This is a genomic window from Chryseobacterium culicis, assembly GCF_002979755.1.
Taxonomy (GTDB): Bacteria; Bacteroidota; Bacteroidia; order Flavobacteriales; family Weeksellaceae; genus Chryseobacterium; species Chryseobacterium culicis_A.
In genome coordinates, this window is sequence record NZ_PCPP01000001.1 from 2,363,370 (window position 1) to 2,388,977 (window position 25,608).

The following is a 25,608-nucleotide window of genomic DNA, read 5'->3' on the forward strand; positions in this document are numbered from 1 at the left end:
AGGTCCGGGATTTTTGTATACAATATAAAATTTAGTTTAGTTGTTGATTCTAATCTGATAAGGCATTTCCATTTTTACCTCAGACTGTAGTTTTTTATCTGTAATCTGCTGCAATATTTCATAGTTGGACTTCCCTATTTTATTTTTAATGATTCTTGCAGAAACATCTTCCTCGTTCAGATCTTTGAAGATTTGCTCAAATGGAGACATTCTCTTAGGAAAAGCCTCTACATGGTAAGATTTTAATCCTGCTTTCTGCGCGGCAAACTTCACTGCATCTGTCAAAGTACCCAATTCGTCTACTAATCCTATTTCTTTAGCACGAACACCACTCCATACTCTACCGCCACCTACATTGTCAATCTGTTCAAAAGTTTTCTTTCTGTTCTGAGTCACAAAATGTACAAATCTCTTATAGGTACCTTCTACACTTCTTGTCATCATATTTACTCCGTAAGGGGTTACTCCGTTTAATCCGGAATAATACATAGAGTTGGCATTGGTAGAAACAATATCTGCACGGATTCCGTTTTTAGCCGCAATATCTTTATAATAAGGCATCACCCCGAACACTCCGATAGAACCGGTAAGTGTATTAGGCTCTGAATAAATTTTATCCGCTGCCATGGCTACATAATATCCTCCTGATGCTGCATAGTCACCAAAAGAAACGATCAGTGGCTTTTTCTTTTTCAGCTGCTGCAATTCAAATAAGATTTCGTCTGAAGCATTTGCACTTCCTCCCGGAGAGTTGATTCTGAAAACAACCGCTTTCACTTTATCATCTTCCTGAAGTTTTTTGATATACTTTACATATTTTTCAGAATGAATATCATTGTATTCATCACCATTATTGATAGATCCGGAGGCATAAAGCACAGCTATTTTTTCACCAGATTGATCATCCTCTGCATAAGAATTGATATAGCTTGCCAAAGAAACTTTATTAAGCTTTTCTTTATCTTTTACATTTAACTTCGTTTTAAGAAGATCTTCATATTCTGATTTCTGGATAAGTTTATCCGCAAGTTTATATTTTACGCCTTGTTCAGGAATCATTCCGTATAAACTATCTGTAATCGTTCTGAACTGAGCAGTGTCAATCTTTCTTGAAGCAGCCATTTTATTGGAAGTGTTTTTCCAAAGATCATTCAAAAGAGTGCTTAGCTGTTCTTTATTTTCAGGAGAAATATCATTTCTTAAAAAAGGTTCTACTGCAGACTTAAATTTACCGTGACGGATCACTTCAATTCCTATTCCATATTTATCAGCAAAATCTTTAAAGAAAGTAACCTCCGTAGAAAGACCTTTTAATTCGATCATTCCTGCCGGGTGAAGATAATATTTATCAGCAACAGATCCTAAATAATAGGCCGACTGTGATACTCCGTTTCCATAAGCATATACAAACTTTCCGCTTTTCTTGAAATCTTCAATAGCATTTCTCAGATCATCAATTTGAGTAAGACCCGCAGATAAATAATCAGTTTCTATACTGATTCCTTTAATATTATCATCAGTTTTTGCTTTATTAATAGCCTCCAATGCATCATATATAAGGATACTTTTATTTTGGGCACCTAATCCGAACAACCCCATCTCTTCTTCAGTGGGACTATCGATTATATTTGTTTTTAAATTAATCGTAAGAACCGAGTTCTTTTTCACCGCCACCGACTTATCATTTCCCATCGAACTGAACACAATCATCATAATGAAAAAGATGAAAAATAGAGAGCAAAGTATGATAATTGCTACTATATTTGCCAAAACATTTTTGAAGAAACTTCTCATAAATCAATCAATTTTACAATATGTCGCAGCATAAGGTCGTTTTGTTACTAGGAAGTAACTTAGGAGAGCAAAAAAAAAATGTAGAGCTTGCATTAAAGAAGATAAATGATGCCGGAAATAACATTTCACAAATCAGCGAATATTTAATGTCTGACCCCGTAGAGTTTGCCAGTTCCAATATTTTTTGTAATATTGCAGCAATAATATTCACACATCTTTCACCAATCCAACTGCTTGATTGTATTAAGAATATAGAAGTTGAGATGGGAAGAATTAATGATTCAAAAGTATCCGGAGGGTATACTGACAGGATAATAGACATTGATATCATTAAGTATAATGAGTTAAATTTTAAATCAGAAAGGTTAGAAATCCCTCATAAAAAACATCTTTTTGAACGGGATTTTTCCAGAATATTATTGAAAGATTTTATTTAAAACATAAAACATATTGTATGAAATTAGGTTTATTATTATTGGCTACATCATTGCCAATTGCAGCTTTCGCACAGAACAGCGGCACTACAGTAAACTCTTCCACAGAGTATCCTAATACATTCTCCTCAGGTTCCGCTAATGTACAACCCTTTGACAATAAAGCCAGACGTTTCAGAGACTGGTCTATTTCTGTCGGAGGAGGTCCTGCATTTATGGTACACTCTGATTTAAAATCTATCCGCAAGGATAAGACCAATTGGGGTTATAATGCTTATGTAAGCGTGGACAAACAAATCACACATGCATTCGCATTAAGCGTTATGTATATGAGAGGAGAAACGAAACAGACAGCCCAACTTCCCGGTGCTGCAGGTGTAAAATCAGGAGTAGCTACTGCAACAACACAATTTGACAACATCTCTTTATTAGGAGATATCAACTTCTCAAATTTATTCAGAAGAGTAGACAATCATTCTCCATACAGATGGGCTTTCCACGGATATATGGGGATTGGAGTTCAGGGATTCAGAACATCATTACATGACAATGACGAATTCAGATGGAGTACTACTCCAAGAAGAACCCCTTTATTCATTAAGCAAGACATTGATATCAACTCTATCTTCTATCAGGGAGGTCTGGGAATAAAATACAATGTTTCAAAACTTATTGATGTTGAAGCAAGAACCATGTACATTATCAGTGGTGATGATGAATTCGATGGTGGCGGATGGGCTGATCCTAATGATTATGACCCTTCCACTCCGGGTTCAAAATATAATATGCTAAATTCCAGAAGATCTGATAATGCCTGGACGGTAAGTTTAGGATTATCTTTCAAATTAGGAAAGCAAGAATCTCACCTGGCATGGCATGATCCGCTTCAGGAAGCTTATTACAGAACCAGCGTTCTTGAAAATGCAAGTACCGACCTTGTTGTTTGCGAAAAAGGAGATGCAGACAATGATGGAGTATGCGATGATTGGGACAGACAACTTGATACTCCTGCAGGAGCAAGAGTAGATGGTGCCGGAGTTGCTTTAGATATGGATCTGGATGGAGTTATTGACCTTTATGATAAGTGCGTAACTGTACCAGGACCTGTTGAAAATAACGGATGCCCAATTAAATAATTTAAAAAAACTTAAACTTCTTTTTCTAAAAAGAAATCAAATAATAATACACGATGAAATTAAGTTTAGCAATTGTAGCATTAGCTTTGGCAATTCCTTCTGCCACATATGCACAAGACTCAACTGCAGATACTAGTGGAAAATATCCAAATACATTTTCTTCAGGATCTGCCAATGTTACTCCATTTACCAGCCAATCCAAGAGATTTAATGATTGGTCTATCTCAGTAGGAGCAGGTGTCCCGCTTCTTCAGTCAGCAGATTTGACCTCTATCAAAAATGGTAATGGTAAAAACCTTTTTGGATATTCAGCTTATGTAAGTATTGATAAAGCGATTACCCATGCTTTTGGGATCAATTTACAATATGACAAAGGTGAAACCAGACAAGGATGGTTCAATACTAAAAATGCAGCACCAGATGCATCAGCAGTAGGAGCAAGAACTCAGTATGACGCAATCTCTATTTTAGGAGACATTAATTTTTCTAACCTACTAAGAAGAGTTGATAACCACTCTCCTTACAGATGGGCACTTCATGGATATGCAGGTATTGGTACTATTGCCTACAGAGCATACCAGAAAGACGGGAATAACAAACAGACATTAATGACTGAAATTAAGCCTTTTCAATTAGGTTCTCTGTTCTTCCAGGCTGGTACAGGTCTGAAGTTCAAAGTGAACAGAAGAATTGATATCGAAGGGAGATTAATGTATGTTGTAACCGGTGATGATGAATTTGATGGTGGTGGTGATGCGTACAGCGCTATCAACAAGCGTTCTGAGCAGGTTTCTGACAATTTCTTCAATGCTACTTTAGGGCTTTCCTTCAAATTAGGTAAGCATGAATCTCATGTAATGTGGCATGACCCACTTCAGGAAATCTATTATAAACTTGATGTACTGGCTAATAAAAACCAGGATATCGAAGTTTGTAAAAAAGGAGATGCTGATAACGATGGGGTATGTGACGATTGGGACAGACAGCTTGATACTCCTGCAGGAGCAAGAGTAGATGGTGCCGGAGTTGCGCTTGATACTGACTTAGACGGAGTTATTGACCTTTACGATAAGTGTGTAACTGTTCCTGGACCTGTTGAAAACAACGGATGTCCTATCGTTAAAGACAATAAACAAACTGCTGTAGAAGTAGAGAAAACTCTTAAGGATATTTATTTCAACTTTAATAAAGCAACGATCAGACCTGAATCTAACGAGAAATTGGATCTGGCTGCTTCAATTATTAAAGAAAACGGAGGTAACTATCTGTTAACAGGACATACGGATATCAAAGGAAATGCAGCGTACAATCTAAGACTCTCTAAAGAAAGAGCAGCTGCTGTAGTAGGAGCTCTGGAAAACAGAGGCATCAATGAAAATGTCTTGAAATCAAGAGGAGTAGGCTCTGCTGAAGCAACAATTCCTGCATCAGCTTCAGATGCTGAAAGAATGGCAGACAGAAAAGTTACTGTAAGATTTATAGAAAGTTCAGAATGGGATTCTATTAAAAAGAAAGACTATGAAGATGCTCCTGTAAAAAAAGCAGTAAAAAAAGTTCCTGCTAAGAAAAAGAAGAAATAAATTTTCAAATACTTTACAAACCGAAAAGAATTACTCTTTTCGGTTTATTTTTTTTCTACTACGAATTTTTTTACATACCTTTAACATTATTTTCAGGACAACTGTATGAAACACATTAGAAATCAACGAGTTTCTCCTGAAAAAAATTAACGCAATATCACTTTTTAGCGTAAAAAATCATTTAAAATAACTTAACTTAAAAAAATAACACTATGAAATTAAGTTTAGCAATTGTTGCATTAGCTTTGGCAATTCCTTCTGCCACATATGCACAAGACTCAACGGCAGTTTCAAAAGGAGAGTATCCTAATACATTTTCTTCGGGATCTGCTAATGTTTCCCCATTCACCAATCAATCTAAAAGATTTAACGATTGGTCTATTTCTGCCGGGGTAGGTGTTCCACTTCTTCAGTCAGCGGATTTGACCTCTATCAAAAATGGTAATGGTAAAAACCTTTTTGGATATTCAGCTTATGTAAGTATTGATAAAGCGATTACCCATGCTTTTGGGATCAATTTACAATATGACAAAGGTGAAACCAGACAAGGATGGTTCAATACTAAAAATGCAGCACCAGATGCATCAGCAGTAGGAGCAAGAACTCAGTATGATGCAATCTCTATTTTAGGAGACATTAATTTTTCTAACCTATTAAGAAGAGTTGATAACCACTCTCCTTACAGATGGGCACTTCATGGATATGCAGGTATTGGTACTATTGCCTACAGAGCATACCAGAAAGACGGGAGTAACAAACAGAGATTGATGACTGAAATTAAGCCTTTCCAATTAGGATCTTTATTCATGCAGGCTGGTACAGGTCTGAAGTTCAAAGTGAACAGAAGAATTGATATTGAAGGGAGATTAATGTATGTGGTAACCGGTGATGATGAATTTGATGGTGGTGGTGATGCGTACAGCGCTATCAACAAGCGTTCTGAACAGGTTTCTGACAACTTCTTCAATGCTACTTTAGGTCTTTCTGTAAAACTTGGAAAACACGAATCTCACTTAATGTGGCATGACCCACTTCAGGAAATCTATTATAAACTTGATGTACTGGCTAATAAAAACCAGGATATCGAAGTTTGTAAAAAAGGAGATGCTGATAACGATGGGGTATGTGACGATTGGGACAGACAGCTTGATACGCCTGCAGGGGCAAGAGTGGATGGTGCCGGAGTTGCGCTTGATACTGACCTAGACGGAGTTATTGACCTTTACGATAAGTGTGTAACTGTTCCTGGACCTGTTGAAAACAACGGATGTCCGGTAGCAACAACAGGACCTGTAGTAGAAACAGAAACTAAATTGGAAGGAATTGAATTTGACTTAAATTCTGACAGAATTTTACCATCAAATACTCCAATTTTAAATAATGCAGTAAACTATATTAATTCTTCAACTGGTTCTTACAATGTAATCGGAGCTACGGATACAAGAGGTACTGACGCTTACAACCAAAAATTATCTGAAAGAAGAGCAAACAACGTTAAGAACTATCTGATCAAAAACGGTGTTCAAAATGGTAAACTACAGGCAGTAGGAAAAGGTGAAAAAGACCTTAAATACCCTGAGTGTGAACCAGCAACGAAGTGCCCTGAATGGAAAAACAGAGCCAATAGAAGAGTATACTTCGAAGCTAAATAATAAACATATTGATATATCATATGAAAGTCACGCCCTGCGTGACTTTTTTTGTCTAATTCTTTCCTTATTTTTACACCATGATTTCTCCGCAGGATTTTCAAAAGCTAAAATATGATACTCTTAAGTATTTCTGGGGCTATACAGACTTCAGAGATTCTCAGGAAGAAATTATCAATGCTGTCATCAACGAAAAGGACACGCTGGTTCTGTTGCCTACAGGAGCAGGGAAATCTTTATGCTATCAATTGCCTGCCCTATTAAAAGAAGGAACATGCCTTGTAATTTCTCCTTTGCTGGCATTGATGAAAGATCAGGTCAATCAGCTCAAATCCCGTGGTATAGAAGCAGAATACCTTTCATCTGAACTGGATGAATATGATGCTGAAACGATTTATGACCGCTGCAAAGAAGGTCTTACAAAACTTCTCTATGTTTCTCCTGAAAGACTTACCAACACTCAGTTTATTCAAAACATGGGGGAAATTCAGTTATCCTTTATTGCCGTTGATGAAGCGCACTGTATTTCAGAATGGGGGCAGGATTTCAGACCCAGCTATCAGAATATAAAAGGATTCAGAAGTAATAACCCTGAGATTCCCTGTCTTGCTCTGACTGCAACAGCTACGCCCAAAGTACTGGAAGAAATTAAAAATAAGCTGGAACTTAAAAAGCCTTTTGTTTTTCAAAAAAGTTTCAAAAGAGAGAATATCAAAATCTTTACTGATGAAGTGTCTGATAAATTTCAGCGTGTTTTTGATATTTTAAAATACAGCAACGACTCCGGAATTGTCTATGTAAGAACCAGAAAAGAAGCTGAATTACTGGCAGAATTTCTGAAGAAAAATCAGCTGAAAAATGTGGATTATTTCCATGCTGGTTTAACCACCAAAGAAAAAAATGCAAGGCAAAATCTCTGGAACACCAGCGACAACCATGTCCTTATTTCTACCAATGCCTTTGGAATGGGTATTGACAAGGATAATGTACGATTTGTCATTCACTACTCTCCTGCTGCCTCCATTGAAAATTATTATCAGGAAATCGGAAGGGCCGGAAGAGACGGAAAAGACAGTTTTGCCTTCATGCTCTGGAACAAACAGGAGCTCTTGAATTTTGATCAGGTTTTAAAAAATCAGACCCCAAACAAAGCGGAGTTTTTAAAGATTGTTAGTTACCTCTACTCTATTTTTCAGGTAGCAGAGTTTGAACTTCCCGAAAAAACTTTTCAACTGAATAGCCTTAGTATACAGAATTTCACCAAGCTGTCGAAAGCGAAAATCAATAATGTACTCAACTTTTTGCACAATCAGGAAATTGTTTACTACAACGATAACAAAAGTCTGTCTTCGCTTGAGCTTTTTATCAAAGCAGACGAAATAGATCAGTTACCACAAAAAGATGCTCATTTTATAGAGCTTCTTTTCCGCACCATATCCGGAATTACGACCCATAAAGTAATGTTCAGTGAACAACAGGTAAGCAATAAAATTAATGTCAGTCTTCCTTTGATCAAAGAACGGCTGAAGGAAATGCAGCAAAAGAATTATCTTGAATATATTGATGGAGCGCTATCCAGTATCAAATTCCTGAAACCTCGCGATGAAAGAGCGGTAAACAGTGCTTACTGGAAATTATTTGAACATATTCAGAGAAACAAAATCCAGAAATGGGAAGAGATGAAATTTTACGTAGAAAACAACGACTACTGTAAAATGAAACTAATTTTAGCCTATTTTGGTGAAAAGAACTCAAAAAACTGCGGCCAGTGCTCTGTCTGTGAAAAGAACAAACAATCCATCTTTGGGAAAAATATTTCTCAGCAGATTATCAATGTATTAGCTAAAAAATCGGCAACCATTGAAGAACTTTCTATACAACTGAGCTATCACTCTAAAGAAAATATATTAGAAAATCTGATTTTTCTTTTAGATTCCGGAAAAGTAAGAATGCTGAACTTCAGAACGTATGCGCTTAATCATGAGTAATGAGCAATGAGTAATGAGTAATGAATAATGAGTAATGGGTAATGGGCAATGAATAGTAAATTTATTGTGGTAAAATCATGATGAACTCATTCTATCTCTGAAACTCTCCTGCCCTCAAACTTAAACACTTTCCGACTCTCAGATCAAAAACTTATCTTTGCACTATGAAATCATTGAAAGTCGTTTTTTTAGGGACTCCTGAGTTTGCAAAAACTTCTTTGGAGGCCATCCATCAATCTCACCATCAGGTGGTAGGTGTAGTCACTGTAGCTGATAAAGCAAGTGGACGTGGACAAAAAATTCACCAATCACCGGTAAAAATCTATGCAGAAGAAAATAATATTCCTGTTTTCCAGCCGGAAAAGTTAAGAAATCCGGAATTTTTAGAAGAACTTAGAAAACTGGATGCCGATGTTTTTGTAGTCGTTGCTTTCAGAATGATGCCTAAAGTACTTTTTGAAATGCCTAAAATGGGAACATTCAATCTTCATGCTTCACTACTTCCTGATTACAGAGGTGCTGCTCCTATCAATTATGCCGTTATTAACGGAGAAGAAAAATCCGGAGCTACGACTTTCTTTATCAATGAAAAAATTGACGAAGGTAATATTCTGCTTCAGCAGGAAATGGAAATTTTGCCTGATGAAAATGCGGGAAGCCTTCACGACAGACTAATGGAGATGGGCTCAGGACTTGTCGTAAAAACGTTGGATGCCCTTGCTGAAAATACGATTGAAGAAAAACCTCAGCCTCAGGTGGAACATCCTAAAAATGCTTATAAAATTTTCAAGGAAGATACCCGAATCAATTGGGTACAGCCTTCAAAAACTGTTCATCAGTTTATTCTGGGAATGTCACCTTATCCTGCGGCTTTCACCACGTTGAAGATTGAAAACGAAGAAAAAGGATTAAAAATATTCGGAGGAAAGTTTGAACTTTCTGATCACGGAAAGCCAGCAGGAACTCTTGATATTTCAAAAAATGAATTTAAAATCTATACCCAGGACGGAATCTACTATCCTCTGGAACTTCAGTTGGAAGGTAAAAAAAGAATGATGGTTAAAGATTTCCTGAACGGTTTCCGAAATTTTGATGGAATCACATTAATCTAAAGATTTATATCTTATTAAATATAAAGTCCCAAAAGTTTGTCTGTAGATACTTTTGGGACTTTTTCGATTTTTAACCATCAGCCTTTACTGACAATTTTCTTCCGTATTCTGCTTATAAACTCAGGGGTTACTCCCAGATAAGCTGCAATCTGAATATTGGTAAGACGATGCGCTGTTTTCGGGTAATCCCTTAAAAATTCTACATACCTTTCCTCTGAAGGTTTGCTTAGATTATCGATAATTCTTCGTTGCAATGCTATAATTGACTGCTGAAATTTAAGCCTCATCAATCTTTCAATTTCCGGCATTTCAGCATACAGTTTTTCTTTATCTTTTTTCGGAATAAGAAGAATCTCGCTATCCTCGAGTGCCTGAATATTAAGTTTTGAGGGAATGCGGTTGATAAAACTGTCAATATCAGAAACCCACCAGTTTTCAATTCCAAAATATAATATCTGTTCGGCAGCATTATGATGGGTATGAAAAACTTTAAAGCATCCACTCAGTATAAATCCTTCAAATTCGCAGATATCCCCTTCTTTTAAAAGGAATTCTTTCTTCTTTATTTTCCGAAGGTTAAAAGCACTGCAGTATTTCTCCAGATTTTCGTCTGAGATATTAATATATTCCCGGATGTGTTTTTTTAATGGCTCAGTCATCGTTTAAAAATAAAAAAAGGTTTAGAAAAATCCTAAACCTTGTATGTTGTATTGTAAACAGTCATGTATTGTGAAAAAAATCACCATTGACTATTCATTTATTAGAGTTGTACCATCTCAGTAACCTCTACATCATATCCTCCAACCTGAGGTTTGATATTAGGGTTTTGAGTGATTACTTTAAACTTATTGATTCCTAAATTCTTCAAAATCTGCGTTCCAATTCCATAATCTCTGTAATTGTACGCTAATGTAGGATGCTGCTCCTGACCATCCTGATAGTTTAAGAATTGCTGAAGTTTTCTCAATGTATTTTCAGAATTAGAAACGTTATTGATGAAAATAATTGCTCCTTTTCCAGCTTCATTTACCATATTGGTTACTTTTTCCAACAATGGTTTTTCACCGTTATTTAATCTTGTTAATACATCAAAATAAGAATCTGAAGACTGTACTCTTACCAACACAGGCTCATCTACAGTCCAAGCTCCTTTTGTCAGTGCAAAGTGGATCTGATCATTAGAAGTTTCTCTGAAGGCATAAAAATCAAACTCACCGTAATGCGTTTTCACTTTTTTCTCTTCAAGTCTTTCTACAAGATTTCCTTTTTTAAGCTGATAATGGATCAAATCTTCAATAGAAACGATCTTCATATCGTGTTTTTGAGCAAAAGCATGAAGTTCAGGCAAACGAGACATCGTACCATCTTCGTTCATGATCTCACAGATCACTCCTCCTTCTTTTAAACCTGATAAATGCGTAAGATCAATCGCTGCTTCAGTATGTCCGGCTCTTTTCAATACCCCTCCTTTTCTTGCACGAAGCGGGAAAATGTGACCAGGTCTCATAAAGTCTGTAGGTTTGGATTTTTCATCCATCAGCGCTAAAATAGTCTTTGCTCTGTCTCCTGCAGAAATTCCGGTAGATGTTCCGTTACCCAGAAGGTCAACCGATACGGTAAAAGCAGTTTCTTTAGGATCGCTGCTTCTGCTTACCATCACTTCAAGTCCAAGCTCATCACATCTTTTTTCGGGAAGTGGCATACAGATCAGCCCTCTTCCGTGAAGCGCCATAAAATTGATAATTTCCGGCGTTGTCAGCTCTGCCGCACAAAGAAAATCACCTTCATTTTCTCTGTCTTCATCATCTACTACTATGATTATTTTACCATTTTTAAGGTCTTCAATAGCCTCTGGAATAGTATTTAATTTAATATCGGACATTTTTACTTTTTATTTGTGCAAAGATACTCATAAAAATAAGCATCTCCCAACTAATTATGAATGGTTTATTACGCTTTGGATAGAGTTCGTTGCCTCTCTGAAAATCTCATAAGATCTCAATCTTTTCTGATGGTCATAGATATGTGAGTTGATCATCATTTCATCCACCTGAAATCTTTCCTGGAAATTTGTAAGCTTTTCCTGAACTTCCGCCTGATCCCCAATAAACGTATATCTCAGCTTTTGTAAAACCATAGATTTTTCCATTGAAGACCAGATCTCATCCATATCATCCACTGGCGGAGCAAAAGGCTTTCTATCATTTCTTACAATATTGATGAATGCCTGGAATAAAGTAGTAGATATTTTATGGGCTTCTTCCGATGTTTCTGCTGCCACCCCGTTTACACAGGCAATGATATAAGGCTTGTCCAAATATTTTGACGGTTCAAAATGCTCTCTGTATATTTTAAAAGCCATTTCCATCTGCTCCGGAGCAAAATGTCCTGCAAATGCATAAGGTAGCCCAAGTTCTGCGGCCAGCCATGCACTATCTGTACTTGATCCAAGAATATAAATCGGAATATCAAGTCCTTCTCCGGGAATAGCCCGCACCATGGCCTCTGAATTTTCTTTTGAAAAATATCGTTGCAGTTCGAGGATTTGTCTTGGAAATTGTTCATTGATGAGAGCCGGATTTCTTCCTAAAGCCTGAGCTGTTAATCCATCGGTTCCCGGAGCTCTTCCTACTCCCAGATCAATTCTTCCCGGGAAAAGAGATTCAAGGGTTCCGAACTGTTCTGCAATGATCAAGGAACTATGGTTGGGAAGCATAATTCCTCCCGAACCTACTCTGATTTTTTTCGTTCCATTGGCGATAAAACCAATCAAAACAGAAGTGGCAGAGCTGGCAATACTTTCCATATTGTGATGTTCTGCCAGCCAGAATCTTTTATAATCTAAATTTTCAGCGTGATTGGCTAATGATAAGCTGTCCTGAAAGGTATCGTAAATGCTTTTACCTTGCTTTACAGGGGCAAGATCTAAAACAGAAATTTCAAAATTTTTCATATTGAGATGTTAATTTTTTCAAAGTTGATCCTGAATCTCCTTTGTCAATTTCATAATTCTAAAGTGGTTTTTAAAAACCAAACAAATTTAAAACATAAAAACTGCATTAGTTACTTTTTGTAATTAATAAAAACAATGGCTCAGTTCAGGGAAAAACTATTGGAATAAAATTTTTGTTTATTTGATTTTACTTATAAGGTTTTGGGTAACTTGCAACATCATTTAATAACTAATAACATGAAGACAAAAATAATGTATATCGAAAACAAATCCTTCGGACATAGCGGGCCGGCATGGATTGGTTTTGTGGAATTTTCAAAATCCGGACAAACTATTTACTGCAATGGGAAGGCTTTCAAAAAACTGAAAAGACCGGAATATGTTGCCAATTATTTTGATAATAGAAACCGGAGAAGAATACTGGGTATCCGGTATTAAGAAAAACGGACAGGACAGACATTGGTGTGGAGGCGGAAAAATTATGCTTGATAAAAACTCTATGGATGAATATCTGAAACTGGTAGATTTCAATATCATAGACAAAAATCACTTTGAGATCGTTGAATTCTCCAAAACAGATAAAAGCAGATTTAATGAAATAGAAAATACAGAAACTGAATTCAGAGATAACAGTTATTATGCTACTTTTTACGATAACAACCGAAGAAAATTAATCTTAGACACTAAAATTTAAATGAAAAATATTTATTTACTGCTTTTATCATTCTTTTTAATAAGCTGCTCTTTCAATCAATTTTATAAAGACAGAGAATCAGACAAAACAGATGGTGAAAAAATTCCCATAAAATTTTATTGGGAACTTCGTTATGGAAAAAATCCGGATGATATTTATAAGTTATTTGGTGAGAAGTTTTTTGAAGTGACCGATAAAGAAAAGCTTGTAAAACTTATGAAGACGGTCAATGAGATTGGTCCTGTTGAAGAATATAATCTTGCCAAATGGGAAACAATGGTTGTGAAGGGAAACAACGCACGAAGTCAATACTTCTTCATGTATAATGTAAAAAGAGGGACTAAGAAAACAGAAGAATCTTTTACTTTAGAAAAAAATAAAGAAGGAGATATAAAAATAGTAGGCTACAAAGTTAATCGGGATTTATTAAACGAATAAAATAAAAGGGTTTTGAATATTTTCAGAACCCTTTTATTTTACAAGCAAGAATTCTTGTTTTCAACAATGATCATATAAAAGTTTTTTTTAACATTAATAATTCAATATAATGAGATATAATTTATTATATTCGTATACCCAATCTTAAAAAAATTAATATGAACAAAAATCCAAACAGTCTGTATCGGCAGATTCTGACAGGAAAAGCTGTGTTTATGAGTTTTCTTATTGCAGCTACATTTTCCTCTTGCAGTAAAAACAATGAGGAAATTACCACCGAAGCCCAAACGAATGCCTTGAGCACAGACAATGTAAAAAAAGGAAAATTTGGAGGTCAGGACATTACCTATGAAAGAAAAAACGGAATGAATTTTTTCCAGGGAGATATTGTTCTTACCGACAAACAATTGTTAGAAGGCAGCGAACTCAATAAAGGCGGTGCCAGTTATTCCAGATGGCCCAATGGTAAAATTTACTATACCATTGCCAGCAATATGGGGTCAATCAACGTCAATAAAATCAATTCCGCAATCAGTGAGTATAATAATAAAACCAATACTCAATGGATCTACCGAAGCAATCAGTCTAACTATGTTGAATTTATTTTTGGGAGTTCATCCGGATCAGATGGCTGGGCTCATATCGGATATCAGGGCGGAAAACAAACGGTTTCTTTGGATCAGTATATTTCTGTAGGATCCGTAATTCATGAAATGGGCCACACGGTAGGTCTTTATCACGAACATACCCGCAAAGACAGAGATCAATATGTAAAAATCCTTTGGAACAATATTCAAAATGGGCAGGCTTATAATTTTAATATCTACAATTCCGGGACAGACATAGGGCCTTTCAATATTAATTCAGTGATGATGTATTGGCCCACCTCCTATTCTAAAAACGGACTTCCTACGATTACAAGAGCAGACAATTCAAATTTCACTTATAACAGAACAGGTTTTACAACCGGGGATATCAATACCATCAATGCGATGTATCCTTAATTTCAAAGAACTTTTGTGACCATCAAAAAGGGAAGAATTCTTATGAATTCTTCCCTTTCTTATAATTATAATGATTAATCAAAATCCTGATTTCATTGAATTCAAAATGGTTGGGCAATGCATTCTTCCACTCAGTCAATGTTTCGTGTGGGTTTTTGTAGAACTCCTCTTCAAACGCTTTGATTTTATCTGAGGTGATCACTCTTGCAATATCCAGCAATCCCTGTTCTGCAAATTTGGCAAGATGGCCAATGACCGTTTCTTTTACCAAACCTCTTTCAAGGGCAATTTCTCCAATGGTTTTTCCCTGTTCAAACAACTGAAAAGTTAAAACCTGAGACGGAACTTTGGCTATTTTCAGATTGATTTCCTTATCATTTTTTTCATCTAAAAGTTTCGTTTCAAGAAGGTAAATATCTCTTAAACTGTTCAGGTATTCTTCAATATCCTCCAGCCAGCTTTTAAATTCTTCGTTATATTGTTTTAAACCTTTCGCTCCTTTTATTTCAGCATAGAATTCTTTCAAAGGATCGAAAATCTTATTCCTGGTTTCTGTAAAAAAGAAATTAACCGCTCCTTTTGACTTGCTTTCAATTTCGGACCAATCTTCTTTTTGTTCAATAAAATTATTAACCTTCTGAAAAATGATACGTTCCAATTTTTCAAATATTTTCCCAAGATTTACCGCTTCATGTTTCAATTGCAGATAAAGCTGCTTGGTCTTTACATGATCGATATTTTTGGTCACAATCGAAAGGTTGTTCCATTCTTCTACCTCTTTTAAAAACCATGTACAATCTAATGTACGAAGTACTTTTCTGATGCTGTAATCATATTTTTCCTGGTTCAGGATGGCTTCAACATGGTCGTTGGCAATAGTATCTGTATGGAAATGTAAGATTCGGTTATCCTTGAAAATAACTTCAGGTGTAATTTTTGATTTTAACACAATTCCTTCCAATGTTCTGCAACGGGATAAAGCTACATACACCTGACCGGCTGTAAAACTTTTTCCGGCATCAATAATGACTTTATCAAACGTTAATCCCTGACTTTTATGGATGGTTACCGCCCATGCTAATTTGATAGGAAACTGCTCGAAACTTCCTAAAACTTCTTCCTGGATATTTTTATCTGTATCAAGGAAATATTTTTTCTGTTCCCAGGTTTCTCTTTTTACAACAATTTCGTTTTCGCTTTCGTCCAGTACAACACGGACTTCATTTTCATCCAATCCGATGACCTCGCCCAGTTTTCCGTTAAAATATTTCTTTTCTCCTGAAATGTCATTTCGGATAAACATGATCTGGGCTCCGATTTTCAGTTCTAAAAACTGTTCGTTCGGAAACTGGTTTTCTTTAAAATCACCTACCAGTTTAGCTTCATACACCTGAGGATCAACCTTTATCTCCGTTAGTTTTTCCTGATTGATCTCATCTGCCATTTTGTTGTGAGAACACAAATAAACATAAGACTCTTTCCCCATATCAAAATCAGGATCATACCTTTCATTGAGATGATTAAAGTCTATATTATCTACATCTCCATCACGGATCGCATTCAGAATTTCCAGAAACTCTTCGTCAGATTGTCTGTATACTTTTGTCAGCTCAATGGTAACAATGGGAATTTCTTTAATGGCATGGCTGTCAAAAAAGAAAGGTGAATTGTAATACATTTTCAGAATATGCTCATCCCTCACTACTGGAGGAAGCTGGAACAGATCCCCGATGAACAGCATCTGTACCCCTCCAAATCTTTGATTATTCCTTCTGATAAATCGTAAAGAAAAATCCATCATATCCAAAACATCCGCTCTAAGCATCGAAACCTCATCAATAATAATGATTTCGACTTCTCTCAGAAGCTTCAGTTTATCTTTACGATATTTGAAATGGGGCATCAGGTCAGCAATATTATTGGCCAAACTGGTATCTATCCTTTCTGTGGTGGGAAGAAAGGTTCTTAGTGGCAGTCCAAACATAGAATGGATGGTTACACCACCCGCATTGATTGCAGCAATTCCCGTAGGAGCTACTACAATATGTTTTTTCTTTGTACGCCTTACAAAATCATTAAGAAATGTCGTTTTTCCTGTTCCGGCTTTCCCGGTTAAAAAAACGCTTCTGTTGGTATATTCTATTAAGTCAAAAAAATGATTGTTCATCGTTGTCAAAAATACGGAAATGAATTTGAATTTCTTACCTTGGCATAAGTTTTGAAAATTTATAAAAAGAAAAAAGTTTATTGTGAAAAAATTATTCTTTCATATCCCGGCAATAGTATTATGTACTACACTAACTCTGGTTTCATGTAATACATCAAAAAATGCCAATACCAATCTTCCTATTGATATCGCAGACAGACCTGCTGACGAAGAAAGTCAGAAATATGAACAGGCACAGCTCGACCGATTAAAAGCCTCTATCGAATCTGAAGTATCAGGAGAAAAATGTACGGATGCCAATGAATGGACATTTGCTCCCATGGGATCGAAATCCTGTGGTGGCCCTCAGCAATACATTGCCTATCCTAAGAAAATAGAAGAGACTTTCTTACCAAGAGTGAATGAGTATACGGATAAAGTGAAAGCTTTTAATGAAAAGTATAATATTATGTCTGACTGTATGATGATCACGCCTCCTACCTCTCTCAAATGTATCAATGGCAAGGTAAGAATGATCACACCGGACAATAACTAACAATAAAGCAAAGGTTCTATATCAAATCGAAAAAGCTCTGTCCAAAAACAGAGCTTTTATATTTATTTTAAATAGATCAATGGTGAATTTTGCTTCGCAAGTGAATGGTGAATTTTTGACATCAAAAAAAAATTGACAAGCGCAGCGGAGTGACGGTTGACCTTTTACAATTTCATAGTCAATGGTGAATTTTGCTTCGCAAGTGAATGGTGAATTTTTGACATCAAAAAAAAATTGACAAGCGCAGCAAATTGACGGCTGACCTTTCACAATTTCATAGTCAATGGTGAATTTTGCTTCGCAAGTGAACGGTGAATTTTTGACACCAAAAAAATTGACAAGCGCAGCGGAGTGACGGTTGACCTTTCACAATTTCATAGTCAATGGTGAATTTTGCTTCGCAAGTGAATGGTGAATTTTTGACATCAAAAAAAATTGACAAGCGCAGCGGATTGACGGTTGACCTTTCACTATTTCATAATCAATAAGTGAATTTTGCTTCGCAAGTGAATAGTGAATTTTTAACACCAAAAAAATTGACAAGCGCAGCGAATTCACTATTCACTAATCAACTTGACATCCTAAAATTGATGGTCTTTCACATTTTCCTTATACCACGATGAGTATTTCACATAGTTATCTGCAATTCTGTTCACTTCTCCTTCCAGTAACTGAGCATTAATATCTTTGATTTTTCTTGCAGGAACTCCTCCCCAAACTTCTCCGGATTTTATGTGAGTTCCCTGAGTTACTACAGAACCCGCTCCTACAATGGAATTCTCTTCTACAAGACAATCATCCATCACAATCGCTCCCATTCCGATCAGTACATTATCTTTAATGGTACATCCATGAACAATCGCGTTATGCCCGATAGAAACATTGTTCCCGATATTCAAAGGAAATTTCTGATAGGTACAGTGTAGCATTGCATTATCCTGAACATTCACCTTATCTCCCATTTTGATATAGTTAACATCTCCTCTGATTACTGCATTATACCAAACACTGCAATCTCTTCCCATCTCAACATCGCCAATAATGGTAGCTGTTTCTGCTAAAAAAGTATTCTCTCCAATCTGTGGTGCTTTTCCTAAAAGTTCTTTTATAAGTGCCATAATATTAATTTGAAAATTTGAAAATGAGCCAATTTGAGAAGGTATAATGTGCTATCTTTTCTTGTATCTAAGTTCTAAATTACAGCGATAGCAAAAATCTAACTCTCAATTTTCAGCTTCTAACTTCTAATGCGTATTTTTGTATCTCAAATTTAACGAAAAAATGCGTACCGTACTTATAGAACCAACTGAAAACCCAAAAGTGATGAAATTTGTAGCAGATTACAATCTCATCCCAGGGTCTTTAGAACTGGATAGAAATTCAGATATTTCAGAAATTCCTTTAGCACAGGAACTTTTCAATTATCCTTTTGTGGAAAGAGTTTTCATTACGGCTAATTTTGTAGCTGTAGCAAAACAGGACACCATAGAATGGGAACATGTAGCTGAAAGTCTGAAAAATGTGATTGAGGATGAATTATTGGCTAACCCAAGAATTTATCTTCAGAAGAAAAAAGAAATGTATCAGATTTATGCTGAAATGACTCCGAATCCCAATGTAATGAAGTTTGTGTCAAGCAAGCTGCTGATGGATGGTTTTGTGGAAGTAAAATCGAAAGAAGCTGCTGAAGAAGTTCCTTTGGCGCTGGCTATTTTTAAAGAATTTGATTTTGCAACGGAAGTTTTCATTTCTGACAACTTTGTAGCGGTAACCAGAAATAATTCTGTAGAATGGCATCAGGTAATGATGACTGTTCGTGCGCTTATTGCTGAATATCTTCAAAATGGAGGTGAAATTTCAAAAATAGAACCTCAGAAACATGAAAACCCTGTTGAAAAAATCATCAACAGAGATTATACTGAAGATGAGCAGAAGATTTCTGACATTTTAAATGAATATGTAGCTCCTGCCGTAGAAAATGATGGAGGAAAGATTTCTTTGATGGAATATGATCAGGAAAATAAAACGGCAAAAATGCTTCTGCAGGGTGCATGCTCTGGCTGTCCAAGCTCTACAGCTACTTTGAAAAACGGAATTGAAAATATTTTAAAACAATTCGTTCCTGATTTAGTAGAAAGAGTGGAAGCTGTAAACGGATAAAACAGTGGAAATGCCTCCCGAAAAGAAAATTGTCATCATTATAGGAAGTGCTTCTGAAAATTCCAGCAATCAAAAACTGATGGAACAGGTACTGAAAAAAATGGATCATGCAGATTTCAAGATGTATGATGATCTTTCTGTTCTTCCGCATTTTGATACCGCATTAACCGATGCTCACACTCCGGAAGAAGTTCTGAAAATCAGAGAGGACATAAAAAATTCAGCAGGCGTACTATTTTCTACACCGGAATATATTTTCAGTATTCCCGGAAGATTAAAAAATCTGTTGGAATGGTGTGTTTCCACAACAGTATTTTCTGAAAAACCTGTTGCTGTGATCACTGCTTCTGCCAATGGAGAAAAAGGCCATGAAGAGTTATTATTGATTTTAAAGACTCTCGGAGCGGTAACAGATGATAAACATCAGGCATTAATAAAAGGGATAAAAGGCAAATTTGACAGCAATGGCTTACTGGAAAGTAATACCTTTGCTAAAGTATCGGAATTAGTAACAGATTTTACAACTTCTGTTTCATAATTAAAAATTAGAATATTGAATAAGAAAGGAATTTTACTGGTCAACCTCGGATCACCGAGATCAACTTCTGTAAACGACGTAAAGGAATATCTTGATGAATTTTTGATGGACGAAAGAGTGATTGATTATCGCTGGATCTTCCGTGCCCTTCTTGTACAGGGAATTATTCTGAAAACAAGACCTGCAAAATCTGCTGAAGCTTATAAAACAGTCTGGACGGATAAAGGTTCTCCACTGATTGTTATTACTGAACAAATTCAGAAAAAACTTCAGAAAGTGGTAGATGTTCCGGTGGAAATCGGAATGAGGTATGCAGAACCGAGTATCGAAACCGGTATTCAGAAACTGGTAGATCAGGGAATCACTGAAATCGTTCTTTTTCCTCTATATCCTCAATATGCGATGAGCACAACGGAAACGGTGATTGAAAAAGCAGAAGAAGTCAGAAAGAAGAAGTTTCCAAAAGTAAAGATCAATTATATTCAACCTTTCTATAACAGGGATATCTACATCAACTGTCTGGCGGAAAGTATTAAAGAAAAACTTCCTGAAAATTTTGACGCCCTGCAGTTTTCGTATCATGGGGTTCCGGAAAGGCATATTTATAAAACGGATCCTACCAAAACCTGTAACCTCAATGACTGTTGTTCCAGAGATGATAATCCAAGTCATCAGTTCTGCTACCGTCATCAATGTTATAAAACGACACAGCGTGTTATAGAAAAACTGGATTTACCGAAAGAAAAAACAATCGTTTCTTTCCAGTCAAGATTAGGAAAAGATAAGTGGATTGAGCCATATACCGACGAAACATTGGAGACCATTGGCAAAAAAGGGATAAAAAACCTGGCTATCGTCTGCCCGGCTTTTGTTTCGGACTGTCTTGAGACCCTGGAAGAAATTTCTGTAGAAGGTAAGGAACAATTCATGCATGGTGGTGGTGAAAATTTCCACTATATTCCATGTCTGAATGATGAAGACCGATGGATTGAAGTCGTAAAAATCCTTTGTGAAGAAAAACTGAATGATTTCTATCTGGTATAGTTTACTTTACTCAACATATACAAAAGGCCGCAAGAATTAACTTGCGGCCTTTTCGTTGAATATATTAAAAAGTTTGGTGCTATTTTTTAATAAGGTTTCCTGCTTTCTCTCCGTTTACCATTACAATATATACTCCCGGAAGAATATTGGAAGGAAGCTGGATATTAAGTCTGTTTACTCCATCAGTAATTTCTACTTTTTCAGAAATTTCTTTCTTCCCTGTAAGACTTACCAATTCTACAATTCCTTTTCCTGATTTCCCTTCAAAGTTTATAGTGAATCTATCAGTTGCAGGATTTGGACTTATAGTATACAGAGCTGCCTCTGCTGCGGCTACTTTTCCTGCCGGAGAAGTTCCACCTCCTACACCTACAGCATTCCAGGCATTTTTAACCTGAGTCACTTCATTGCTGGTTGCTCCGTATAAATCGGTAGCTGCCTGAATAGAATAGGTTCTTGCACTTGCATAAGTAGAAGAAGAAGTCAGATAAGTCGTTAATGTTCTGTAAGCAATAGCTCCTGCTTTATCCAGTCCGATGGCTGAAACATTATAAGCAAAGCCTTTGTCATTAGTACCGGAACCTCCTGTAACCAGTAGATAATACCAGAAGTTAAGGACTCCTGAGTTTGTATGAACTCCACAATAATCATTAGATTGGCTTGGAGTTACACAACCTGAAGTTGTTGTTGTTTTCCAATACGTTCCCAGATAAGTATCAGGCTGGCTGTATGCGTTAGGATTAGCCATATTTCGGATCACATAATTGAAATCTTCTCCCAATGTCCAGCTTGCCTGTGTAGGTCTTGCCCAACGTTCAATGGTATTTCCGAAGATATCTGAGAAACCTTCATTCAGCGCTCCGGGTTCTCTCTGATAGACGAGGTTAGCCGTTTTAGAGGTGAGTCCGTGTGTAATTTCGTGACCGCAAACATCTATTGCTGTTAAAGGTTTTCCACCGTTTGTTGTAGAGCTTCCATCCCCATAAGTCATTCTGGAACCATCCCAAAATGCATTAAAATAGTTGCTGGAATAATGAACATATGATTTAATAGCGAAATTATTATTATCGATACTCTTACGTCCATATTTTGTATAAAAATAATCTACTGTCATTTCGGCTCCCCAATGGGCATCGGTAGCGTATTGATCTTTATTGGTATTAACATTATTCCAGTTATTGTCCGTATCTGTAAAATCTACAGCAGAAGCATAGCTGGTTCCTTTTTTAAGGTTATAGGTTTCTACAGCTGTTCCTGCATTTCTTCCTGTTTCTCTTAATCGGTAGCTTCCGTTATAAGAATCTGTAGTGATGCTACGGGTTCCGCTATATCCTGTAACAGCTGTTCCCGGGCTGTTCACTTCATGAATAATGGCATCTACACCCAATACTTTTCCATTTTTAGCATCTACGAAAACATATTGTCTGCTTAATGGTTTTTCAGCATAGATATCAAATTTATAAGCTAGCCTTAGATCATTCAGCTTATCATCATCAGGATCTGAATAGTACACTAATTCTCCTTTAGGGGCAAAGCTTGCATTAGGATCACCCGTTTCTTTTTTTAGAAAATCTTCCTCCTCTTTATTTTTCCATTTATAGGAATCTGCTCCCACAAATGACAAAGCACTTTGTAATGCAACATTTTCAGCAAGGCTGGCATTTTTATCAAGTTCTTTCGGAAGTTTAAGAACCCATTTTCCTGACTGTCCTACAATTTTACCGTTTTTTGTCTGCACTGCCATCATTCCGTATTCTATAGGAATATCATTAACAGTCTGTTGAAATCTTTGGGTTTCAAAACCTAATGCATCCTTTTCTAAGCCTAGTTTACGAGCTTGTCCCGGAGAAAGTCTCTGAGACGCTTCGTCAAATAAAACTGGGCTTCCCTGATAAGCAGGAGCATTTTTTTCAAATCTCATAAACTCGGCATGTAATCCGCTTTTTCCCGGAATTAGTTTTGATGGTGTGTTTTGCCCAAAAACAAATGAGCAGGCGGCAACGCTTGCCACTAAGATAAATTTCGTTTTCATAATAATATTTGGTTGGTTGTGGTGACGAATTTATAAACTTTTCACAATAAAATGATATAAACGATGAATAAAATTCAATTGATATTATAAATCGATAAATAAAACACAATGATGATTTTAAAACAAAGAAAATTATTTAAAGATAATTTTTCTGCAATACAAACTTTACGTTAAAATATTTAATTAAAATCAAAATTTTGTGAATTATTTTTTTTCACTATGTAGTGCATTATAATTAAAAAAATTAACCCTATTCTGAGATTTTAGAGCGTATTTTATTTCAATATGGGCAAAAAAATAAGGACTATCTTAAGAGACAGCCCTATTTTATATGTATATTTTTTATACAAAAATGATATCAAATCATTGCTTATCGTTTATTGGCAATTGGAGTTCTGAATTCTCCATACCCCATAAGACCATCATAATTTCTTCCGAAAGGCGCATAATAAAGGAATGCCTGATACAGATTTTCTGTTTGCCAGAAGTTACCATTTACTTCCCCAAAATTCAGAGAGCCATTTCCTTCTTTTGTTACCAAAACATAGTTATAAAAACCTTGCTTCAGGAATATTTTGGCTACATATTGTTTCGTGGCAGGATCATATTGCATCTGATTTTCTTTGCCTGGTTTAAAATTATTAAATCCTCCCAACACATAGATTTCTTTATCCACAGGATCTGAATCCAGATAGAAATGTACCCATGAATAATCCGCTTCTCTTTCTGCATCTCTTTCCCGACCTAGATCATTTCTCCTGTAATACCATGCTCCATTGACATCCGGCTGGTATTGGTAATTCAAAGGAAATGCCCATACCGGATGAAGATAAGTCTGGTTAACATCATCTTTTATTTCAGTGGCACGCACCATATCTGCAGCCATATTCATATTTTTATTATCGAAATAATAAAACTCATTGTCTCCCGGGAACGTAAGATTCGTCTGCTGAAAAAGTACCTGATTTCCTAAAACGCTGCTTGGCTTAAGATTAGAAATTACCATATTCGGGTTGTTATTCTGCATCACATTCATGGTGATTGAATTGACATTGGAAGAAATATCTCCTCCTTTCGGAGAAACATTCACTTCTACCCTTTGATTAATATTGGGATTTTTTGCATCTGCAAATCTTGAAATATTTAAAGCTACGGAGGTTACATCCTCAACCAGATAAAACCGTTTTTTGAAAAGAGGCTGATCTGCAGAATCTTTATAAACAATCAGCTCATAATTCCCCGAAACCTTCAGCTGGATTTTATCATTCGGAAAAACCAGTTTATAATGAGTATAAGCCTGTAATGTATTGAAAGAATACTGAAACTGATCCAGCAATGCATTCATACTTCCGGTCGCAAATTCTGTAAAAAACAGATTATCCTCATTCCAGTTTCTGTCATAGTGTTTAAATGTATACCGGTAGATCTGGCTGCCATTTGTAAGATCATCAAAGCCCAGAACCAACTGTTCTCCTATCTTAATTACCGGAGTTTCATCATTGGTCTGAGGATTGAACAACTGAACACTTTGGATATTTTGTCCAAAAACCAGTCCGCCCAAAGAAAGTAAGAGTATTCGCAAAGTTTTCATTATGACGAAGATAGCGAAAAATAGCCATTTTCTTAATAATATCGTATTTTTGAATAAAAAATATTCAGATATGCTTCAGATTCAAGGTTTCGTATTCAACTTTGCGAGTGAAAATACTTACATCATCTATAACGAAAATAAAAACGCCTGGTTAATTGATCCGGGAAATATGAATGCTCAGGAAACTCAAGCTATTGATCATTTTATTACAGAGAAAGAGCTGAAGATTCAGAAAATCCTTTTGACCCATGCTCATATTGATCATGTATTCGGGCTACAGTGGGCTTTTGACAAATTCAATATTCCCGTGAATATGCATCAGGAAGATCAGGAAGTATTGGATATGCTTCAGGCGAGCGGTGTAAGATTCGGCATGAAGATAGATCCGGTAAAAGTGGATGTAGAATATATCAAGGAAGGAGATGAACTGGATTTAGATGGCGAGAAATTTAAAATTTATCACGTGCCCGGACATTCGCCGGGAAGTGTTGTTTATCATAATGAAAATCAGAAATTCATGATTTCAGGAGATGTTCTTTTTGAAGGCAGTATCGGAAGAACAGATTTGTATAAAGGAAATTATGATCAGCTGATTGAGGGAATTAAATCAAAACTTTTCATTCTGGATAATGAAACACAGGTTTTCTCAGGACATGGAAATCCTACATCCATTGGATTTGAGAAGCAGTATAATCCATTTTTGAAGTAAGAGAATCTGAGGGTTTGAGAGTGAAATCGGCTCAATTCCCCAAATCTGTG

23 protein-coding genes are annotated in these 25,608 nt (G+C 36.2%); 15 read left to right on the forward strand and 8 right to left on the reverse strand.

The genetic code is table 11. The annotated features are described in order from the left end of the window. Positions 1-36 precede the first annotated feature (36 nt). Entirely contained in the window at positions 37-1,794 is a 1,758-nt protein-coding gene (gene sppA, locus CQ022_RS10785) for a signal peptide peptidase SppA (RefSeq protein WP_105681394.1), read from the reverse strand. A 20-nt stretch (positions 1,795-1,814) separates the two neighbouring features. On the opposite strand from sppA, the gene folK reads away from it, so the two are divergent. The 6 genes from folK to fmt all read left to right on the forward strand — a co-directional run bounded on the left by folK (position 1,815) and on the right by fmt (position 9,693). Next, complete coding sequence (gene folK / locus CQ022_RS10790) at positions 1,815-2,231, forward strand: 2-amino-4-hydroxy-6-hydroxymethyldihydropteridine diphosphokinase (protein WP_105681395.1); 417 nt, start codon at positions 1,815-1,817, stop codon at positions 2,229-2,231. A 17-nt stretch (positions 2,232-2,248) separates the two neighbouring features. Further along, positions 2,249-3,364: a flagellar motor protein MotB gene (locus CQ022_RS10795; protein WP_105681396.1), complete on the forward strand. Its 1,116-nt coding sequence runs from the start codon at positions 2,249-2,251 to the stop codon at positions 3,362-3,364. A gap of 53 nt (positions 3,365-3,417) precedes the next feature. Further along, positions 3,418-4,944: an OmpA family protein gene (locus tag CQ022_RS10800; protein WP_105681397.1), complete on the forward strand. Its 1,527-nt coding sequence runs from the start codon at positions 3,418-3,420 to the stop codon at positions 4,942-4,944. 212 nt (positions 4,945-5,156) lie between these two features. After that, positions 5,157-6,596, forward strand: a complete 1,440-nt coding sequence (locus CQ022_RS10805; RefSeq protein WP_105681398.1) for an OmpA family protein — start codon at positions 5,157-5,159, stop codon at positions 6,594-6,596. 77 nt (positions 6,597-6,673) lie between these two features. After that, a complete protein-coding gene (locus CQ022_RS10810; RefSeq protein ID WP_105681399.1) occupies positions 6,674-8,581 on the forward strand; it encodes an ATP-dependent DNA helicase RecQ in 1,908 nt (635 codons plus the stop codon). A gap of 164 nt (positions 8,582-8,745) precedes the next feature. Further along, complete coding sequence (fmt, locus tag CQ022_RS10815) at positions 8,746-9,693, forward strand: methionyl-tRNA formyltransferase (RefSeq protein ID WP_105681400.1); 948 nt, start codon at positions 8,746-8,748, stop codon at positions 9,691-9,693. A 77-nt stretch (positions 9,694-9,770) separates the two neighbouring features. On the opposite strand, the gene CQ022_RS10820 is transcribed toward fmt, so the two are convergent. The 3 genes from CQ022_RS10820 to CQ022_RS10830 all read right to left on the reverse strand — a co-directional run bounded on the left by CQ022_RS10820 (position 9,771) and on the right by CQ022_RS10830 (position 12,646). Then, a complete protein-coding gene (locus CQ022_RS10820) occupies positions 9,771-10,352 on the reverse strand; it encodes a Crp/Fnr family transcriptional regulator (protein WP_105681401.1) in 582 nt (193 codons plus the stop codon). A gap of 101 nt (positions 10,353-10,453) precedes the next feature. Continuing rightward, on the reverse strand, positions 10,454-11,575 hold the full coding sequence (gene ribB, locus CQ022_RS10825) for a 3,4-dihydroxy-2-butanone-4-phosphate synthase (RefSeq protein ID WP_105681402.1): 1,122 nt from the start codon (positions 11,573-11,575) through the stop codon (positions 10,454-10,456). 54 nt (positions 11,576-11,629) lie between these two features. After that, a complete protein-coding gene (locus CQ022_RS10830) occupies positions 11,630-12,646 on the reverse strand; it encodes an LLM class flavin-dependent oxidoreductase (protein ID WP_105681403.1) in 1,017 nt (338 codons plus the stop codon). A 237-nt stretch (positions 12,647-12,883) separates the two neighbouring features. On the opposite strand from CQ022_RS10830, the gene CQ022_RS23180 reads away from it, so the two are divergent. The 4 genes from CQ022_RS23180 to CQ022_RS10845 all read left to right on the forward strand — a co-directional run bounded on the left by CQ022_RS23180 (position 12,884) and on the right by CQ022_RS10845 (position 14,782). Next, positions 12,884-13,084 (forward strand): hypothetical protein, encoded by a 201-nt coding sequence (locus tag CQ022_RS23180; protein ID WP_228421526.1) that lies wholly within the window; start codon positions 12,884-12,886, stop codon positions 13,082-13,084. Next, positions 13,026-13,340 carry a hypothetical protein gene (locus CQ022_RS23185; protein ID WP_228421528.1) on the forward strand — a complete coding sequence of 105 codons (315 nt, stop codon included), beginning with the start codon at positions 13,026-13,028 and terminating at the stop codon, positions 13,338-13,340. Before CQ022_RS23180 ends, CQ022_RS23185 begins: the two co-directional genes overlap by 59 nt. Beyond that, positions 13,341-13,778 (forward strand): hypothetical protein, encoded by a 438-nt coding sequence (locus CQ022_RS10840; protein WP_105681404.1) that lies wholly within the window; start codon positions 13,341-13,343, stop codon positions 13,776-13,778. Between the two features lie 158 nt (positions 13,779-13,936). Continuing rightward, entirely contained in the window at positions 13,937-14,782 is an 846-nt protein-coding gene (locus tag CQ022_RS10845) for a M12 family metallopeptidase (protein ID WP_105681405.1), read from the forward strand. A gap of 40 nt (positions 14,783-14,822) precedes the next feature. Here the strand turns inward: CQ022_RS10845 and CQ022_RS10850 are convergent, their stop codons facing one another. After that, positions 14,823-16,949 (reverse strand): helix-turn-helix domain-containing protein, encoded by a 2,127-nt coding sequence (locus CQ022_RS10850; protein ID WP_105681406.1) that lies wholly within the window; start codon positions 16,947-16,949, stop codon positions 14,823-14,825. An 82-nt stretch (positions 16,950-17,031) separates the two neighbouring features. Here CQ022_RS10850 and CQ022_RS10855 point away from each other — a divergent pair, with 82 nt between their 5' ends. Further along, on the forward strand, positions 17,032-17,484 hold the full coding sequence (locus CQ022_RS10855; protein ID WP_105681407.1) for a hypothetical protein: 453 nt from the start codon (positions 17,032-17,034) through the stop codon (positions 17,482-17,484). A 581-nt stretch (positions 17,485-18,065) separates the two neighbouring features. Here the strand turns inward: CQ022_RS10855 and CQ022_RS10860 are convergent. Then, entirely contained in the window at positions 18,066-18,602 is a 537-nt protein-coding gene (locus CQ022_RS10860; RefSeq protein WP_105681408.1) for a gamma carbonic anhydrase family protein, read from the reverse strand. 163 nt (positions 18,603-18,765) lie between these two features. On the opposite strand from CQ022_RS10860, the gene CQ022_RS10865 reads away from it, so the two are divergent. Genes CQ022_RS10865 through hemH form a run of 3 tightly spaced genes read left to right on the forward strand, consistent with a single transcriptional unit; the run spans position 18,766 to position 21,226 of the window. Continuing rightward, on the forward strand, positions 18,766-19,644 hold the full coding sequence (locus CQ022_RS10865; protein ID WP_105681409.1) for a NifU family protein: 879 nt from the start codon (positions 18,766-18,768) through the stop codon (positions 19,642-19,644). Positions 19,645-19,654: 10 nt separating this feature from the next. Further along, complete coding sequence (locus CQ022_RS10870) at positions 19,655-20,182, forward strand: NADPH-dependent FMN reductase (protein WP_105681809.1); 528 nt, start codon at positions 19,655-19,657, stop codon at positions 20,180-20,182. 15 nt (positions 20,183-20,197) lie between these two features. Beyond that, on the forward strand, positions 20,198-21,226 hold the full coding sequence (hemH, locus tag CQ022_RS10875; protein WP_105681410.1) for a ferrochelatase: 1,029 nt from the start codon (positions 20,198-20,200) through the stop codon (positions 21,224-21,226). Positions 21,227-21,305: 79 nt separating this feature from the next. Here hemH and CQ022_RS10880 read toward each other — a convergent pair whose 3' ends face one another. After that, positions 21,306-23,258 (reverse strand): M4 family metallopeptidase, encoded by a 1,953-nt coding sequence (locus CQ022_RS10880; protein ID WP_105681411.1) that lies wholly within the window; start codon positions 23,256-23,258, stop codon positions 21,306-21,308. A 370-nt stretch (positions 23,259-23,628) separates the two neighbouring features. Beyond that, on the reverse strand, positions 23,629-24,849 hold the full coding sequence (locus tag CQ022_RS10885) for a DUF5103 domain-containing protein (protein WP_105681412.1): 1,221 nt from the start codon (positions 24,847-24,849) through the stop codon (positions 23,629-23,631). Between the two features lie 70 nt (positions 24,850-24,919). Between CQ022_RS10885 and CQ022_RS10890 the strand changes: the two genes are divergently transcribed. Next, positions 24,920-25,558 (forward strand): MBL fold metallo-hydrolase, encoded by a 639-nt coding sequence (locus tag CQ022_RS10890; protein WP_105681810.1) that lies wholly within the window; start codon positions 24,920-24,922, stop codon positions 25,556-25,558. Positions 25,559-25,608 lie beyond the last annotated feature (50 nt).

What these genes read in the sequence shown, in the direction of transcription:
- CQ022_RS10830 (WP_105681403.1), bottom strand. Translation starts at nt 12,646, where the DNA reads ATGAAAAATTTTGAAATTTCTGTTTTAGATCTTGCCCCTGTAAAGCAA.
- CQ022_RS10800 (WP_105681397.1), top strand. Translation starts at nt 3,418, where the DNA reads ATGAAATTAAGTTTAGCAATTGTAGCATTAGCTTTGGCAATTCCTTCT.
- CQ022_RS10885 (WP_105681412.1), bottom strand. Translation starts at nt 24,849, where the DNA reads ATGAAAACTTTGCGAATACTCTTACTTTCTTTGGGCGGACTGGTTTTT.
- CQ022_RS10820 (WP_105681401.1), bottom strand. Translation starts at nt 10,352, where the DNA reads ATGACTGAGCCATTAAAAAAACACATCCGGGAATATATTAATATCTCA.
- CQ022_RS10840 (WP_105681404.1), top strand. Translation starts at nt 13,341, where the DNA reads ATGAAAAATATTTATTTACTGCTTTTATCATTCTTTTTAATAAGCTGC.
- CQ022_RS10865 (WP_105681409.1), top strand. Translation starts at nt 18,766, where the DNA reads ATGCGTACCGTACTTATAGAACCAACTGAAAACCCAAAAGTGATGAAA.
- CQ022_RS23180 (WP_228421526.1), top strand. Translation starts at nt 12,884, where the DNA reads ATGAAGACAAAAATAATGTATATCGAAAACAAATCCTTCGGACATAGC.
- CQ022_RS23185 (WP_228421528.1), top strand. Translation starts at nt 13,026, where the DNA reads ATGTTGCCAATTATTTTGATAATAGAAACCGGAGAAGAATACTGGGTA.
- ribB (WP_105681402.1), bottom strand. Translation starts at nt 11,575, where the DNA reads ATGTCCGATATTAAATTAAATACTATTCCAGAGGCTATTGAAGACCTT.
- sppA (WP_105681394.1), bottom strand. Translation starts at nt 1,794, where the DNA reads ATGAGAAGTTTCTTCAAAAATGTTTTGGCAAATATAGTAGCAATTATC.
- folK (WP_105681395.1), top strand. Translation starts at nt 1,815, where the DNA reads ATGTCGCAGCATAAGGTCGTTTTGTTACTAGGAAGTAACTTAGGAGAG.
- CQ022_RS10850 (WP_105681406.1), bottom strand. Translation starts at nt 16,949, where the DNA reads ATGAACAATCATTTTTTTGACTTAATAGAATATACCAACAGAAGCGTT.
- CQ022_RS10890 (WP_105681810.1), top strand. Translation starts at nt 24,920, where the DNA reads ATGCTTCAGATTCAAGGTTTCGTATTCAACTTTGCGAGTGAAAATACT.
- CQ022_RS10810 (WP_105681399.1), top strand. Translation starts at nt 6,674, where the DNA reads ATGATTTCTCCGCAGGATTTTCAAAAGCTAAAATATGATACTCTTAAG.
- CQ022_RS10845 (WP_105681405.1), top strand. Translation starts at nt 13,937, where the DNA reads ATGAACAAAAATCCAAACAGTCTGTATCGGCAGATTCTGACAGGAAAA.
- CQ022_RS10870 (WP_105681809.1), top strand. Translation starts at nt 19,655, where the DNA reads ATGCCTCCCGAAAAGAAAATTGTCATCATTATAGGAAGTGCTTCTGAA.
- CQ022_RS10795 (WP_105681396.1), top strand. Translation starts at nt 2,249, where the DNA reads ATGAAATTAGGTTTATTATTATTGGCTACATCATTGCCAATTGCAGCT.
- CQ022_RS10805 (WP_105681398.1), top strand. Translation starts at nt 5,157, where the DNA reads ATGAAATTAAGTTTAGCAATTGTTGCATTAGCTTTGGCAATTCCTTCT.
- CQ022_RS10880 (WP_105681411.1), bottom strand. Translation starts at nt 23,258, where the DNA reads ATGAAAACGAAATTTATCTTAGTGGCAAGCGTTGCCGCCTGCTCATTT.
- CQ022_RS10860 (WP_105681408.1), bottom strand. Translation starts at nt 18,602, where the DNA reads ATGGCACTTATAAAAGAACTTTTAGGAAAAGCACCACAGATTGGAGAG.
- fmt (WP_105681400.1), top strand. Translation starts at nt 8,746, where the DNA reads ATGAAATCATTGAAAGTCGTTTTTTTAGGGACTCCTGAGTTTGCAAAA.